Here is a 14,435-nt window from a genome sequence, read left to right as displayed (position 1 = left end):
GTTCGCACTGGGTGATCGGTGATCAGTATGGATTGCCGATCCCGGCGGACCCCGCGACCCTGCTCAGCGGTGGAGCTTCGTTCCTCACGAAGGCCTTTCGGGCGGCCGGGACACTCGACGACAACAGCGTTGTCCACATCGGCGACTACCGCGAGATCGACGGCGGCAGCACCGGACGGAAAGTGGTGTTGTCGGTCGAATACGACCGTCCCGCACCCGATCTGCACACCGACCTGTTCGTCAAGTTCTCCCGCGATTTCGACAATCCGGTGCGCGATCGCGGAAAGACACAGATGGAACCCGAAGTCCGCTTCGCCTCGCTGTCGCGCGCCCCCGAATTCCCCATCGCCATACCCTGCGCGCAGTTCGCCGATTACCACGGTCAAACCGGCACCGGCCTACTGATCACCGAGCGGATCACCTTCGGTGGCAACGGTATCGAGCGCCAGTACCACAAGTGCCTCGACTACGAAATGCCCGAACCCCTCGAGCACTACCGCGCGCTGCTGACCGCGCTCGCGCGCCTGGCCGGCACGCATCGCTCCGGCCGGCTGCCCGCGGAATTGACCGCTCACTTTCCGTTGGACGTGCGGGCCGCGACGGTCGGGGAGCGGGCGGCGTTGTCCGCGGAGCAGCTGGACCGACGGGTGAACCAACTTGCCGAATTCGCGCGCACCCATCCCGGGTTGCTGCCGGCGAACGTCGGCTCGCCGGAATTCCTGGCCCGCCTGCGCGATGACGTAGCCCGCGTGGCGCTCCATGAGCACACCATCGCGCACCAACTGGCCGACGACTCCGACTATGTCGCGCTGTGCCACTGGAACGCCAACATCGACAACGCGTGGTTCTGGCGCGACACCGACGGCGCGTTGCACTGCGGCCTGATGGACTGGGGATGCGTCGCCCAGATGAATCTGGGCATGGCGCTGTGGGGAGCGATGTCCGGCGCCGAGACCGAGATGTGGGACGCGCATCTCGACGAGCTGCTGACCCTCTTCGTCATGGAATACGAGCGCTGCGGCGGTCCACGTCTCGACCCGTCCCGGTTGCGTCGGCACATGCTGCTCTATGCGGCCGCCATGGGGGTCGCCTGGTTGTTGGACGTGCCGGCCCTGATCCGCAAGCGATTCGACGCCGTGCCCGGCACGCGCAAGGATCCACGCATCCGGGACGACGAAAGCGTGCGCGCGCCACTGCAGATGCTGTCGAACCTGCTCAGCGCGTGGGAATGTCATCGAGTGGGGGACCTGCTCGATGACGCGGTGCCCTAGCGTCAAACTGGGTCGTCGTCGCCGTCGTAATTCAGGAATCGTTCGGGGTGATGGAAGGCGTTGGTGCGGGGTTGTCCGTGGTCGAGGTGGGCCGGTGGGAGCCATTCGGTGTCGCCGCGGGCGTTTTTGCGGGTGGTCCAACCCTTTTCGGCTAGCCGGTTATCCGGTCCGCAGGCCAGGGTGAGGTCGTCGATGTCGGTGCGATGCGTGGTGGTCCAGCCGCTCACGTGGTGGACCTGGCTGTGATACGCCGGCGCGTCACAGCCCGGTTTCGTGCAGCCCCGGTCCTTGGCGTACAACATGATTCGCTGAGCGGGAGAGGCCAGCCGCTTGGTGTGGTGTAACGCCAGAGCCCTGCCGCGGTCGAAGATCGCCAAATAGTGGTGGGCGTGGCTGGCCATGCGGATCAGATCCGACATCGGCACCAACGAGCCCCCGCCGGTGATACCTTTACCTGCCGCGGCTTCGAGCTCCTGCAGGCTGGTGGAGACCACGACCGACACGGGTAGGCCGTTGTGGCACCCCAGCTCCCCGGAGGCCAGCAGGGTGCGCAGCCCGACCAGCAGACCGTCGTGATTGCGCTGGGCTGGGGTACGCAGGTCACGGCGCACTGCATCGTCATCGGGAACCTCATCGATGAACGGAACGTCGTCGTCAGGATTGCAGGCGCCGGGGGCGCCCAGCTTGGCCAGCACGGGTTCGAAGGTGGCGCGCGCCTCGGGGGTCAGATAGCCGCGGATGGGTGACATGCCGTCGTATTGCTGGGCGCCGACGGTGATGCCGCGCTTGCGGGCACGCTCGCCGTCTTTGAGTTTGCCGTCGGGGTTGATCCAGCCCATCAGCCGGTGGGCGTATTTATGCAACTCATCGGGGCGAAAGCCGCGGGCCTGCTGCGCCAAATCTTGGTCGGCGTGCTCGTGGATGCACGGGTCGCCCCCGGACGGCAGGTTGGCAAAGAAACCGCGGATGACCCGCACGTGTCCGTCGCCGATCAATCCTTGGCGTTGGGCGGCCGCTGTGGCGCTCAAGGTGGGGGCCAACACCTCCCCGGTCAACGCTTGACGTTCCCCGAGATCAGCGGCTTCGTCCACCCGGCGGCCGGCCTCGGACTTGGTGATGCGTAACCGATCGGCCAGCGCACAACGCAGGGTGCCACCGAGTTCTGTCGTGGTGGCCTGGGCGCGCAGCTGATTGATCAACTCATGCTGGGGGGCGCGCAGCCGGCGCGCAACGCGTTCGATGCGCTCGAGCGTGCGCAACCGTTCCGGGGTGGTGAACACCTCAAAGGACAACGCGCACAACCGGTCCAGGTCGGCATCGAGCGCTTCGAAGACCTCGACGATCTCATCCCGACTGCTCGAACCCATGCCCCAAAGTGTAGGAACGGCCACCGACAAAAAACCGCGGATTGTGACCACTGAAACCGCAGTGACACAAGGGATTTCGATATCCGTTTCCGGTATCCGTAATCGCGCCCGTGGGGCCGGGAAGGACCGACGCCGCCCAGGCTAACCCCAAGCAGGACTGGTGGTCAGCACATCGACGCCCTCCTCGGTGATGTGGACGGTGTCGCGGCGGAACACCGCGCCGGCGCCCTGCCGCCACACATAACCGGTGATCGCCAACACCATGCCCGCCTCGAGTTGGTCGTGCTCGCCCGCGGCCAGCAGGGCTTCGGACACGACCGGCGGGTCGAAACCCAGCCCCAGCCCGTGCGCGATCGGCATCGGCGGTATCGGCTCACCGACCGCCTCATAGGCGGCGAGCAGATCGCGGGTGGGTGCGCCGGGACGGCACGCGGCGAGCATCGTGTCGTACAACGTGTTCGACCGCGAGAAGAGCTCGCGCACATCGCCGCTGACGGCGTCGCCGGCGGGCCAGGTGCGTCCCACTTCCGCGACGTAGCCGTCCGCCAACGCGCCCGCGGCGAACGCGACGAGATCGCCCGATCCGATCTCGTGCGCAGAAGCGCGGCGCCACGGCTGTTCCCGCGACGTCACCCACGCGGCGTCCTGGGTGGCCGGCGTGCTCACCCCGCCGGCGGCCATCGCCTCCATCATCACCCCGGCCAGGGTCCGCTCCGACACCGCGGGCGCCAATTCGCCCAGGGCAGTGGCGAGTCCGTGGTCGGCGACGCGAAGGGCCGCCTCCATCGCGGCGATTTCGTCGGGCGTCTTGATGCGCCGAGCCGCGCGCATCGCCGGCTCGGCGTCGACGAGTTCCGCGTGGGGAAATGCCTCGGGCAGCAGCGCGGCGAAAGTCGGTGTGATCGCATCGGTTCCGACCCGCCGCGCCGACTCTGCGCCGTCGACCTTCTTCAGCACGTCGATGAGCGTCATCGGGTTCCAGGCCAGCCCGTAGAGGTGATCGTGGTCGATCTCCTCCGGGACCCCCTCATCGTCGGTGCTGTTGAGGTAGATGTCCTTAGTGGCACGCACCAGCACACACATCGGACCGAACGGTCGTGTCCCGGCGATCCACAGCTGCGGCGCGCCGGTGACGTAACGAATGTTGGCCTGCCGCCCGAGCACCAGGATGTCCAGACCATGCTCGTCCATCTGGGCCAGCGCGCGTTCCCGGCGCCCCGAGCGCAACGCCACGGGGTCGGGCAGAACTTCAGTCGTCATAGGGGGTGTAGGGGTAGTCGGTGATCGGCACGTAGCCGTCCTCGGTGATTACCACGATCTCCTCACTCCGATAGCCTCCCGTGCCGTCCTCCCACATGACCGGTTCCAAGACCAGCACCATGCCGGGCGGGAAGACGAAGTTGTCGTCGAACTCCGCGCCGAGATCCGTGCCGATCATCGGCGCCTCGGCGGGATAGGTGCCGATGCCGTGCCCCAGATAGAAATGCGGCAGCCAGGGTTTGCGGCCACCGTTGGCGCCAATCGCCGCGCGCGCCAAATCACCGGACGTCGCACCGGCTTTGGTCACGGCCAGCACCGCGTCGAGGACAGTGCGCCACTGCCGGAACTGGTCCTGCTGTCGTGCCGTCGGGCGCTCGCCGACCACCCAGGTTCGCCCGAAGTCGGAACAGTATCCGGCGTAGGTGATGCTGATGTCGGTCCACAGCACGTCGCCGGCCGCCAGTTCGCGATCCGTCGGCAGCAACGGCAGCGCGAGGTCGCCGTGCGTCGTCCATACCCCGGCTTCCCGGGAGCTCGGCATCACCTGCCAGATGGCCTCCAGCATGTTGGTGGTGGCGCCCAGCTCGAACGCGCGACGCACGAACGTGGCCGAAAGATCGATCTGGCGGACGCCCGGCGCGAGCGCCTGCTGCACGTCCACGATGGCCTGTTCGGTGATGCGGGCCGCCCTGCGCAGACAGGACAATTCGTCGCGGGTCTTCACCAACTGCGCGGCGCCGACCACGATGGCCGCATCCGTCGGTGGGCCCGCCGGGAAGAGCTTGGGCGCCGCCCGCCGCATCGCCCCGGTGAGCTCGTCGACGGCGATGCGCGCTCCCGGCGGGACGATCCCGGCCAGCCGCCGCGCGAAATCCTCGACCCCGTGGTCGAATTCGAGGTACGCGGGGCCGTGCAGATGGTCGTCGGGAACCGGCGCTTCCGCGCACGCCCCGCTGCGGAACGGCATGAACAGGTGCGGATACACGTCATCGGCGAGCACCACCGCGACGGGGCGCTCCACGTGGGACAGGCCCGCATCCAACAGCGGCCAGCTGGCGCCCGTGGCGTAGCCGACGTAGCCGTTCAGCAGCAGGATCAGCGCGTCGACACCGTGTTCGGCCATCGCCGCCCGCAGCCGCGCTCCGGTCTCCGCGCGCATGCGGGCCCAATCCGGCTCGTCGGGGATGTCGAGCACCGAGTCGACGGCGGTCGCCGAGTTCGTCATGCGGCGATCCCCAGGAATTTCTTGATGTTGCCGCCGACAACACGCACGGCGTCCTCCGGCCCGACGGCGCCGACCACCGCGGCCAGCGACCGCTCCGAATAGCCGAAAGTGCTTTCGTTGTGCGGGTAGTCCGACGACCACATCACCTTGTCGACGCCGATCTCGTTGATCTGCCGCAAGCCCAAGGGATCGACCATGAACGAGGCGTACATGTGCGTGTCCCAGTAATGGCGAATGTGGCGCTCGGGCTGGTGCGCGAGCATGTGCCGATACGAGGCCAGCACGTGCTCGGCGTCCTGCAGCGCCGTCGGTACCCAGGCAATACCGCCCTCGAACCAGCCGACCCGCAACCGCGGATGCCGGTCGAGGATGCCGCCGAAGATGTACTTGGAGAACATCTCTCGAAACGAGTCGATGTTGACCATCATGGCCACCGCCACGCTGTTGACCTCGCTGGGGAACTTGGGTTGACTCTCGCCGATATGGTGCGCGACCGGCAGGCCGGCCTCTTCGATCTCGTCCCACACCGCGCTCATCGCGGTGCTGGAGTAATCGATGGGCTGGCCGTCGCGGTCGTTGCCGGGACTGATCGGCATCAGAAACGTGGTCAGCCGCAGCGACTTCAGCTCGGTGAGCGTGCGGCGGGCGCCGGCCGGATCCCACCAGTTGATCAATCCGACGCCATAGCAATGCCCGCCGGAACGTTCCTGAACGTCGGCGATGTGCTCGTTGTAGACCCGAAAGATCCGCTCGCGGATCGCGTGGTCGGGATGGTGGAACAGCGCGAGCACCGCATTCGGGAAGGCCAGTTCCCTGTCGACGCCGTCTTCGGCGAGCTCACGAACCCGGGCCTCGACGTTGTTGGTGGCCGCCCCGGCGAGATCGTCGTACTGCATGAGCACCGCGCTGAAGTCGCCGACCACCATCGACTGTCCGGGCGGGCCGAGCAGGTACGCGCCGTCCTCGTACCAGATCCGCGGGGCCTGATCCTTGAGATCTTCGGGAAAGCGCTCGTAGAAGATGTCGTCGGCCACCGAGATGTGGTTGTCGGCGGAGAAGACCTCGGTGCCGGCCGGCAGGCCGGTGCTGAACTCCGCGGCATGACCGCGACGGTCCTTGGGCGCGCCGATCACGCCGTCGGGATAGACGGTTTGGGCTGGGCTGGACATCATCGTCCCTTCATCGGGGATCACTCATCATTGTGCATCTGGGTCGGGATAGGTGACGCCACTGAGCCGCTCGGAAAGCTGCCACAGCTGTCGCACGTCGGTGTCGCTGCGCACCAACCGGGGGACTCGAGCGAAAGTGACTCCACCCCTGACCGTCTCGTAGAAGCCGCGCGGACCGTAATACATGGCGCCCTGCGCATCCGGGGACACCGCGGCGTAGAGGGACGGCTTGATGCCTTCGTCGATGTCGAGCCACATGAACGGCATCACGCGCCAGGTCAGTTGCGTCAACCGGGCCTGCAACGTGGGTTTGTCGCGGCCGTACGAGGCGCCGCTGAGCAGGTTCGTCTTGGTCAGGCCCGGGTGCGCAGCGTTGGACATCAACCCCCAGCCACCCTGGCGGCTGCGCCGATCCAATTCGACGGCGAACATCAGTTGCGCCAATTTGGCGACCCCGTACGAATGCATGGGCTTATAGCCCTGCTGCGCATTGACATCGCCGAAGTCGAGCTTGCCCTGGGTCGCGGCGAGGCTGCTGACCGTCACCACCCGCGCGGATTCCGCCGCCCGCAGCAACGAGAGCAGGTGTCCGGTCAACGCGAAGTGGCCTAAATGGTTTGTCCCGAACTGCAATTCGAAGCCGTCGCGGGTCTGCTGGCGCTGCGGCGGCGTCATGACGCCGGCGTTGTTGATCAGAATGTCGATCGGGCGCCCTTCGGCGGTGAGCTGTTCACCCAGCGCCGCCACGCTTTCCAGCGACGACAGGTCGAGTTGCCTGATGGAGAGCTTGGCCTGCGGCACCTCTCGGCGGATGTCGGCGGCCGCCCGTTCGCCCTTGACCCGGTCACGGACAGCCATCACCACGTCGGCGCCCGCGGCGGTCAGCCGCTTCGCCAGGCCGAACCCCAAACCGCTGTTCGCCCCGGTCACGACCGCGAACCTGCCGCGCAGATCGGGAACACTCAGCGCGAGATCGGGCTTCACCATGTCACGGGCAGCTCATAGAGGCCGTAGGCCAGCGCGTCGTGCTTGAACGGAAGCTCATCCAGCGGCACGGCAAGCCGCAGCGTGGGGACGCGGCGCAGCAGGGTGGGCAGGACGATCTGCAATTCCATGCGGGCCAGCTGCTGTCCCACGCACTGGTGGCGACCGTAGCCGAACCCGACGTGCGGCCCGTCTTCGCGCAAAAGGTCGAGGCGGTCCGGGTGGGGGAACTGGCGCTCATCCCAGTTCGCCGGGGCGACGTCGAGGATGATGCCATCGCCGGCGCGGATCGTCTCGCCGCCAATCTCGATGTCCTCGACGGCGATTCGGCGCTGACCGGTCTGGATGATGCTCAGGTAGCGCATCAGCTCCTCGACCGCGGTCGCGATGACCTTCGGATCGTCGGTGTCGCGCAACAGTGCCCGCTGATCGGGATGCTCGAGCAACGCGGCGATGCTCAGGCTGATCATGTTCGCCGTGGTCTCATGACCCGCGATCAGCACACCGGTCGCCAATTGTGCGGCTTCGCGCACGCTGATCTCTTCGGCGTTGACCCGCTCGGCGAGGTCGGACACCAAATCCTCTGAGGGGCTTTGCATTTTCGTCCGAACCAGGTTGGCCAGATACTTGGCCAGCGAGGCAGCACCTTGCGCGGTGTCCTCCTCGGTCGCGTAACGGCCCATGCCGCGCTGGGCTTGGGTCTGGAAGAATTCCGCGTCCTCGTACGGCACGCCCAGCAGTTCGCTGATGACCAGGGAGGGGACCGGCAGCGAGAGGGTGCTGACGACGTCGCCCGGCTTCGGCCCAGCCAGCAGGGCGTCGATGTGATCGTCGGTGATCTTCTGCACCGCCGGCCGCAGGGCTTCAACACGCTTGAAGGTGAACGGTTTCGACAGCATCCGGCGAAACCGGGTGTGCTCCTCGGCATCGGAGGTGAACACCGAACGCGGGCGCTTGTGCACCGTGGCCAGCATGCCCGCGTTCCAGTGCGGATAACCCGGCAGCCGGTCGTCGACACTGGTGCGGGAGTCGGTGAACAGCGCGCGGATCGCGTCGTAGCCGTGGATGAGCCACGGTGTGCTGTCGTCCCAGATCCGCACCCGGCTCAGCTGCTTGTCGGCGTTGAGCTCCAATACCTGCGGGGGCGGGGAAAACGGGCACCCCGGCGCGCGTGTCATCGGAAACTCCGGGATATCGGTGGCGGTGGATCCTTCGGTCATCGTGCTCCTCGGTGTTCGGCTTACGCGGTTGTCGGTGACGGCTGGCCGCCCGCCGCGGCCACGTGGACGGGCGCGCGCCACAGGCCGACGATCGCGTCGATCAGCCCTTCGGCGGCGACCGGCCAGGCCGAACGCGATCGCGGCCCGTGCTCGGCCAGCGCGCCCTCGTGCTCGGCGCAGGTGTGCATCAGCAGGTTGCGCACCATCACCATCCGTTCGGAACGCACCCGCTTGGGCAGCTCGGGGAGACAGCGGTTGATGCCCTCGAGCGTCTCCACCAGTAACGGCGAGGCCAGCGCATCTTTGGTGACCACGTGGCGATACGTGGGATCGGCCATGGCCTGGGCGGCGAATCGCGCATACCAGCTCGGGGTTCCCAGCGCGGCCAGATGTTCGGTCAGCGGACGCACCAGCGCGCCCACCCAGTCCCGCAGCTCGGCGGAATCGCCGACCGCGGCCAGCATGTGCGCGCGCAGCTCCTCGATCGGGTCACGGTGTTTGGCTTCGATCGCGCGCAGCAGGTCGACCCTGCTCCCGAAGTGGTAACACGCCGCGGCGTTGTTGCCCTGTCCGGCCGCCTCGCTGATCTGCCGGTTCGACACGGCATACATCCCGCGTTCGGCGAACAACACCTCGGCGGCCGACAAGAGCGCCTCTCGGGTGCCCGTCGACCTTTCGGAACGAGCGATCCGCTCGGCGGTCATCGCCTCAGTGAACACGCGCCGCTGGGTTAAATCAAGCAATTTATTTAGTTGGGGGTTCCGCGGCGGCCCCGGATCCCGCCCGCCGGCGCCCGATGACGGCGGCCGAAAGGTCCGTCGAATTCCAATTCGGCGTGCTGCGAGCGAATTCCGCCCGCGTCACGGTTGTTAGCTGACCGGGAATGCGGGGCGCCGCGCCGGGCACGCCGGGCGGCATCCCCTGGGCACCGCAGGGCCGCCCCTTGACGAAATTGGTCGTGAGATGTCTAATCCGGACGAGAAATCGGGAGGCAGAACCGGTGGTCGTAATCGACACGCGGACCGTGGATCGGACGGGGCTTCACCGCATATGGAAAGCGATTCTTATCGGCATCGCGGCCATTGTGTTTGCGGCATGCTACTTCCAGCCGGTTCTCCTCATCGGGGTCGCCCTGATTGTTGTGGCGCTGCTGTGCGCGCGCTTGGTCTATAAGGGCCGGGACCGTTATATCCCCAATTTGTATGCGCGGGACATCGAAATTTACGACGATGCATATCGTTCGTTTATCGGGCGCACGCTCGCGGATCTGCGTCGGTGCAAGATCGGGGGCCACACGCTGCTGTGGGAGGCCTCGCGCCTGGCGACGCCAAGCCCCGGCGATCCTGACGAATTGCTGCTTGACCTCGGCGTCTGGGCGGGCTGGTCGACCCGGCTCATCTCTGACGCCTCCAACCGCACGGTGTACGGGTTCGATACCTTTTCCGGGCTCGTCGAGGACTGGCAGATCGATGACCACACCGTCATCAAGCGCGGGACCTTTTCACTGGCGGAGCCGGTGGCGCAACGTTTCATCCGGGATACCGGCGTCAGCTTGCACGACGGGGTGCCCGACGCGCTCGGCCGCAAGGTGGAGTTCATCAGGGGAAGCACCTACGAGACGCTGGCCCCATTCCTGGCCGACCGGCCGGGCGCCATCATCAAGCTTTTTCACATGGATCTGGATACCTACGAGAGTTGCCTGCACGCGCTGGAAACCTGTAAGGACCGCTTCGTCGAGGGATCGATCCTTGTCTTTGACGAATATCTGGTCACCAATGGCGAAATGCTGGCGTTCTACGAGTTCCAGAACAAGTACGAGTTGCAATGGCGCTACCGCGCGTGGGGCCTCGAGGCGTGGGAGATGAACCTCGAGATGGTTACCGCACGCCCGAAACGGGCCATCTACTACCTGGTCACGATGGCCTTGCATTGGACGATCGGGAGCGGCAGCTACGCCTGGACCTTTTTCCGCAAAAGGTTTTGGCGATTTTGGCTGGGCGCGCCGCTATCCGACATGCTTTTCATGCTTGGCGCTGCGGGACAACGTAAGTCGGTCAGCCTGGAAATCACCGGGCTGGGCAAACTCGATCGAAACCGCCCCGTGCAGCACTAGCGGCTGTTCAGCCGCCCCAGACCGCGTGGGCGCCGGCGTCGCCCACCCGGTAGATCTGGAGCGTCGACGCGATGCCGGTCGCGAGCACCACGATCGCGACGAGGACGTGGAGCACCACGCGGCGCTGATCGGATCGGCGTTCGACGACACGGAGCGCGATGAGCGCGACGGCAACCGCCAGCAGCGCGGCGGAGAAGTAGGTCATGACGCCGCCCCGCTCGGCGTGCTCGCGCAGGATCGGGCTGGGGTTGGCCTGGCGGTCGTAGAGCCACGCTCCGGCGTCGATGGTGATGGGCGTCAACACCATCGTCACCGCCGCCAAGATCAGCGTGAGCCACATCAGCTGCCCGCGCCGGGCGGCCGGCCAAAGCCCGCACGCGATCTCCAGCGCGGCGGTCAGCGGCACGAGCACCAACACGAAATGCAGCAACAGGGCGTGAGCCGGCATCCCGATGACGTTCATGGCGTCCCTCGGCTGGGGGTCTGCTCGGGCCTGCTCAGCGCCTAGCCGCCGAGCCCCTTCTTGATGGCCGCGTCTTGCTTCTGGCCGACATCGTTGACGAAATCAGGCGGGGCCAGCGTGTCGGTCGGGCCGTCGAACTGCAGCGTGGCGAGCGCCCTTCCCTCGGTGAAGAGCAGGATCACCACACCCTTACTGCGGTCGGGCGCGTTTCCCATCAGCATCGTGCCGCCGCTGCCGACGTTCGACGGTTGCGTGGTCGGGTCCTTGACGACGCCGCCCTGTTGGCCCTTGGCGGCGTTCAACGCGTTCGTCGCCGCCTCGGGGTCGTCGTAGACACCAATGGTCACCTTGATCGCGTGGCTGCCGTCGTCGTCCTTGAAGGTCGTCGCCACGCCCGGCTGCCCATTGGGATTGCTCGTCGGGGGAGCGGCGGTAAAGGGAACCGGTGCATTGATGTCGCTCGCCTGGATGAGCAGCCGGGCGTACTCATTGGGCTGTGCCGGTGCCGCCGACGACGACGGTGGTGCCGAGCCGGGGCTGCTGGTGGCGGAGGTTGCCGAGGTCGCGGATCCGGTCTTCGACGTCGACGGTTGCTGCTTGTTGTTGCCGCAGCCGGACACCGACACCGCCAGCGCCGTTGTCGCTGCGACACCCGCGAGCAGCGCTCGTGAAATCCTCATCGATCGAGTTCCCTTCCAGGTCTTCCCGGCGACCGCGTCGGGTCCGTCCTTCGAATCGCACAGTACATTGCTCCGCGGCGAGGGACGCCGCGGAGCGTACTGGGTGCCGGATGGGTTACTCGAGTTGGTCGCGCAGGCAGCGCAGGGTGTTTGCCAGGATGCGCGAGACCTGCATCTGCGACACCCCGATCCGCTCCGCGATCTGGCTCTGCGTCATCGATTCGAAGAACCGCATGCGCAAAACGTCGCGTTCGCGAGGCGGCAGCGTGGCGACGAGGACGCGCAGCGCTTCCCGGTTGGTGATGTGCTCGATCTGCGGATCGATGTCGCCCACCGAGTCGGCCACCGAGCGCGGCGTTCCGGAACTATCGGCGCCCAGCGGTGCGTCCAAGGAATCGAGCCGGTAGGCATCGCCCGCGACGAGGCATTCGACGATCTCCTCCCGTGGAACCTCGACCATCTGCGATAGCTCGCCGGCGGTGGGGGCGCGCCCCAACTGCTGGGCGAGATCGGCTGTCGCCCTGCTGATTTGGACGTGCAGCTCGCGCAGCCGCCGTGGCACACGCATGCCCCAGCTGTGGTCGCGGAAGTAACGCCGGACCTCGCCCATCATGGTGGGGACGGCGAACCCGATGAAGCTGGGGCCCTTCGCGGGGTCGAACCGGTTGACGGCGTTCATCAGGCCCAGGCGCGCGACCTGAATCAGGTCCTCGAGGCCTTCGCCCCGGCGGGCAAAGTGGCTGGCCACGTGGTCGGCCAGTGGTAGGCATCGGGCCACGATGCGTTCGCGCTGGCGGCCGTACTCATGCGATTCGGCCGGCATCTGATTCAGTTCCACGAACATGTCGACGACGTCGTCGTAGGAATCGTCTGATTGTCGGGCGCCTGCCGGTGCCGGACGGGTTGGGGCAATCGTGTTGGTCATCGGGCGACGCACCTTGTGTTCACTCGAAAAATCGCATAAACGCCTGCGCGAGAACAAGTTTGCATTGCTGACTCACTTCCCTGAGTCTATGCAGAAAGACATTGCGGAACGCCGCACAGTCGCCTCCACTGCATCCTGATCCGCGGGACTTGTCGTTTACCCACCGCACCCGCGCTACCAACGGGGAGATGACTCTCGGGTGTTTGATCGCCGGAGCCAGTACCGAGCTCAGTAGCCGTGGGGCTGACTGGCCGCTTTGAGCTAAACGGCGACAAGTCCAGAAGCGGACTTCAGTGGAGACTATACGCCCCCGCGCAGCACCCGGCGATCGGTCCCGGCAGCCGGTTGGTGGCATTGCTTAACTGTTTCCGCGGTTTACTAGTGGCGTTCAGCAAGTCGGCGATCTGGGCGCCGCGCCTGCACGCTGGCTGCCGTCATGGTCCCGAGCTGCGGTGTTGTGAACTACCGGCGGCCCGACAACCCAGGACGCGGCATGGTTGGCAAACAGAGTCGTCGTCTCGCTCGGCTGGCGCCGCCTGCGGGTTGGTGGCTGGGCCATGGACGCGAACACCCGGTTTGAAGAGGGCGTTTGCGACTCGGGTGGCCCGAAGATGATCGGCGCCAGTGTTCGCTTCGGTATCGTTCGCCTGATGTTCATGATCCAATCCAGTGGCGTGCGTGGGACCGATCGCGAGAGCGATTCGCGCGCAATGCTTTACGTGGGCCGTGCGGTGTGCCGGGGCTCCCGGTGAGCGGACGTGGCGCGCAGGCCCTGCTGGAGGGGCGCGGGGTGGCGGTGTCCGGTGGCAGTCGCGGGATCGGACGCGCCGTCGCCGAATTGTTGGGCGTCCTGGGCGCCGGTGTGGTCGTCAACGGGCGCGACGGGCACGCCGTGGAGGAGACGGTCGCCGCGATCATCGCGTCGGGCGGACGCGCCGCCGCGGTGGTGGGAGCCGCGGATGAGGAACGCGTGGCCCAAACACTCGTCGACGCGTGCGTCAGCACTTTCGGGCGGCTGGACTCGCTGATCAATTGCGCCGGAATCGCCGAGCCGCCGGGTTCCTCGATCCTGAAGATCTCCGCGGCCGAGTTTGACCGGCTGATCGGTGCGCACCTGGGCACGGCGTTTCACACGTGCCGGGCCGCCGCGCCGGTCATGGCGGCGCAGGGCCACGGAGCCATCATCAACACCAGTTCGGTGGCGTTTCTGGGCGACTACGGCGGGACCGGCTACCCCGCGGGCAAGGGGGCCGTCAACGGCCTGACGATGGCCATCGCCGCCGAACTGAAGCCCCACGGCGTTCGCGCCAACGTGGTGTGTCCCGGCGCCAGGACGCGGCTTTCTACGGGTCTCGAGTACGAAAGACATATCGAAGACCTGCACCGCCGCGGGCTGCTCGACGACGTGACGATGCGGGCCTCGCTCGACAGCGCGCCGCCCGCATTCGTGGCCCCGGTCTACGCCTATCTCGCGAGCGACTTGGCGCGTGACGTGACGGGCCAGATCCTCGTGGCCGCGGGCGGTTTCGTCGGCAGCTTCGACCGCCACACGCCGCGCCTGTTGGGTTATCGCGATCACCACGAGGCCGGTCCGTGGTCAGTGGAAGACATGCACAACATGATCGGCGCCGCGACCGAGGCGCGATGAGCGGTGGCGCACCGGACGTCCGAAAGCCGCCGCCTGCCGCATGATCCGGGCCGGCGGGCCCCGCACCGTTTACGGGCGAACACACCCGCGATGGACATATCGATAGAAAT

Annotated in this window: 14 protein-coding genes; 4 read left to right on the top strand and 10 right to left on the bottom strand. The window is 66.7% G+C overall.

Translation table 11 applies throughout. The features are described 5' to 3' along the window. The first annotated feature begins 11 nt into the window (after positions 1–11). Positions 12–1,271, top strand: a complete 1,260-nt coding sequence (locus tag JF781_RS17985) for a hypothetical protein (protein WP_225328217.1) — start codon at positions 12–14, stop codon at positions 1,269–1,271. A gap of 2 nt (positions 1,272–1,273) precedes the next feature. Here the strand turns inward: JF781_RS17985 and JF781_RS17980 are convergent, their stop codons facing one another. The 7 genes from JF781_RS17980 to JF781_RS17950 form a co-directional block, all read right to left on the bottom strand. Next, entirely contained in the window at positions 1,274–2,638 is a 1,365-nt protein-coding gene (locus JF781_RS17980; protein WP_225328171.1) for an HNH endonuclease signature motif containing protein, read from the bottom strand. A gap of 141 nt (positions 2,639–2,779) precedes the next feature. Beyond that, positions 2,780–3,898, bottom strand: coding sequence for a Xaa-Pro peptidase family protein (locus JF781_RS17975; RefSeq protein ID WP_225328172.1), 1,119 nt, complete (start codon positions 3,896–3,898; stop codon positions 2,780–2,782). Further along, a complete protein-coding gene (locus JF781_RS17970) occupies positions 3,888–5,123 on the bottom strand; it encodes a Xaa-Pro peptidase family protein (RefSeq protein WP_225328173.1) in 1,236 nt (411 codons plus the stop codon). Before JF781_RS17970 ends, JF781_RS17975 begins: the two co-directional genes overlap by 11 nt. Continuing rightward, positions 5,120–6,292 carry an amidohydrolase family protein gene (locus JF781_RS17965; protein WP_225328218.1) on the bottom strand — a complete coding sequence of 391 codons (1,173 nt, stop codon included), beginning with the start codon at positions 6,290–6,292 and terminating at the stop codon, positions 5,120–5,122. Before JF781_RS17965 ends, JF781_RS17970 begins: the two co-directional genes overlap by 4 nt. A 27-nt stretch (positions 6,293–6,319) precedes the next feature. Next, positions 6,320–7,279, bottom strand: a complete 960-nt coding sequence (locus JF781_RS17960; protein WP_225328174.1) for an SDR family oxidoreductase — start codon at positions 7,277–7,279, stop codon at positions 6,320–6,322. Beyond that, entirely contained in the window at positions 7,273–8,496 is a 1,224-nt protein-coding gene (locus tag JF781_RS17955; RefSeq protein ID WP_225328175.1) for a cytochrome P450, read from the bottom strand. The genes JF781_RS17960 and JF781_RS17955 overlap by 7 nt, the downstream gene beginning before the upstream one ends. 20 nt (positions 8,497–8,516) lie before the next feature. Beyond that, positions 8,517–9,215 (bottom strand): TetR family transcriptional regulator, encoded by a 699-nt coding sequence (locus JF781_RS17950; RefSeq protein ID WP_225328176.1) that lies wholly within the window; start codon positions 9,213–9,215, stop codon positions 8,517–8,519. A 281-nt stretch (positions 9,216–9,496) separates the two neighbouring features. Here JF781_RS17950 and JF781_RS17945 point away from each other — a divergent pair, with 281 nt between their 5' ends. After that, positions 9,497–10,609 carry a class I SAM-dependent methyltransferase gene (locus JF781_RS17945; protein ID WP_225328177.1) on the top strand — a complete coding sequence of 371 codons (1,113 nt, stop codon included), beginning with the start codon at positions 9,497–9,499 and terminating at the stop codon, positions 10,607–10,609. Between the two features lie 7 nt (positions 10,610–10,616). On the opposite strand, the gene JF781_RS17940 is transcribed toward JF781_RS17945, so the two are convergent. From JF781_RS17940 to JF781_RS17930, 3 genes are all read right to left on the bottom strand, one after another. Continuing rightward, complete coding sequence (locus tag JF781_RS17940) at positions 10,617–11,072, bottom strand: DUF2231 domain-containing protein (protein ID WP_225328178.1); 456 nt, start codon at positions 11,070–11,072, stop codon at positions 10,617–10,619. A gap of 41 nt (positions 11,073–11,113) precedes the next feature. Next, complete coding sequence (locus JF781_RS17935; RefSeq protein WP_225328179.1) at positions 11,114–11,752, bottom strand: hypothetical protein; 639 nt, start codon at positions 11,750–11,752, stop codon at positions 11,114–11,116. A 115-nt stretch (positions 11,753–11,867) separates the two neighbouring features. Then, a complete protein-coding gene (locus JF781_RS17930) occupies positions 11,868–12,677 on the bottom strand; it encodes a SigB/SigF/SigG family RNA polymerase sigma factor (protein WP_225328180.1) in 810 nt (269 codons plus the stop codon). 557 nt (positions 12,678–13,234) lie between these two features. Here JF781_RS17930 and JF781_RS17925 point away from each other — a divergent pair. Together JF781_RS17925 and JF781_RS17920 are read left to right on the top strand one after the other, a co-directional pair. Next, positions 13,235–13,429, top strand: a complete 195-nt coding sequence (locus tag JF781_RS17925; protein WP_225341287.1) for a hypothetical protein — start codon at positions 13,235–13,237, stop codon at positions 13,427–13,429. After that, positions 13,426–14,325, top strand: a complete 900-nt coding sequence (locus JF781_RS17920; protein ID WP_225328181.1) for an SDR family NAD(P)-dependent oxidoreductase — start codon at positions 13,426–13,428, stop codon at positions 14,323–14,325. Before JF781_RS17925 ends, JF781_RS17920 begins: the two co-directional genes overlap by 4 nt. The last annotated feature ends 110 nt before the right edge of the window (positions 14,326–14,435 follow it).

This window comes from Mycobacterium sp. WUMAC-067, from assembly GCF_020217485.1.
Taxonomy (GTDB): domain Bacteria; phylum Actinomycetota; class Actinomycetes; order Mycobacteriales; family Mycobacteriaceae; genus Mycobacterium.
Note: the sequence above shows the minus strand (reverse complement) of the source record. Positions and strands in the feature narration are given on the sequence as shown.

Bases quoted from the DNA above. Each gene is read 5' to 3' on its own strand.
- JF781_RS17980 (WP_225328171.1), bottom strand. From the start codon at position 2,638: ATGGGTTCGAGCAGTCGGGATGAGATCGTCGAGGTCTTCGAAGCGCTC.
- JF781_RS17930 (WP_225328180.1), bottom strand. From the start codon at position 12,677: ATGACCAACACGATTGCCCCAACCCGTCCGGCACCGGCAGGCGCCCGA.
- JF781_RS17940 (WP_225328178.1), bottom strand. From the start codon at position 11,072: ATGAACGTCATCGGGATGCCGGCTCACGCCCTGTTGCTGCATTTCGTG.
- JF781_RS17970 (WP_225328173.1), bottom strand. From the start codon at position 5,123: ATGACGAACTCGGCGACCGCCGTCGACTCGGTGCTCGACATCCCCGAC.
- JF781_RS17935 (WP_225328179.1), bottom strand. From the start codon at position 11,752: ATGAGGATTTCACGAGCGCTGCTCGCGGGTGTCGCAGCGACAACGGCG.
- JF781_RS17925 (WP_225341287.1), top strand. From the start codon at position 13,235: ATGGACGCGAACACCCGGTTTGAAGAGGGCGTTTGCGACTCGGGTGGC.
- JF781_RS17955 (WP_225328175.1), bottom strand. From the start codon at position 8,496: ATGACCGAAGGATCCACCGCCACCGATATCCCGGAGTTTCCGATGACA.
- JF781_RS17965 (WP_225328218.1), bottom strand. From the start codon at position 6,292: ATGTCCAGCCCAGCCCAAACCGTCTATCCCGACGGCGTGATCGGCGCG.
- JF781_RS17960 (WP_225328174.1), bottom strand. From the start codon at position 7,279: ATGGTGAAGCCCGATCTCGCGCTGAGTGTTCCCGATCTGCGCGGCAGG.
- JF781_RS17975 (WP_225328172.1), bottom strand. From the start codon at position 3,898: ATGACGACTGAAGTTCTGCCCGACCCCGTGGCGTTGCGCTCGGGGCGC.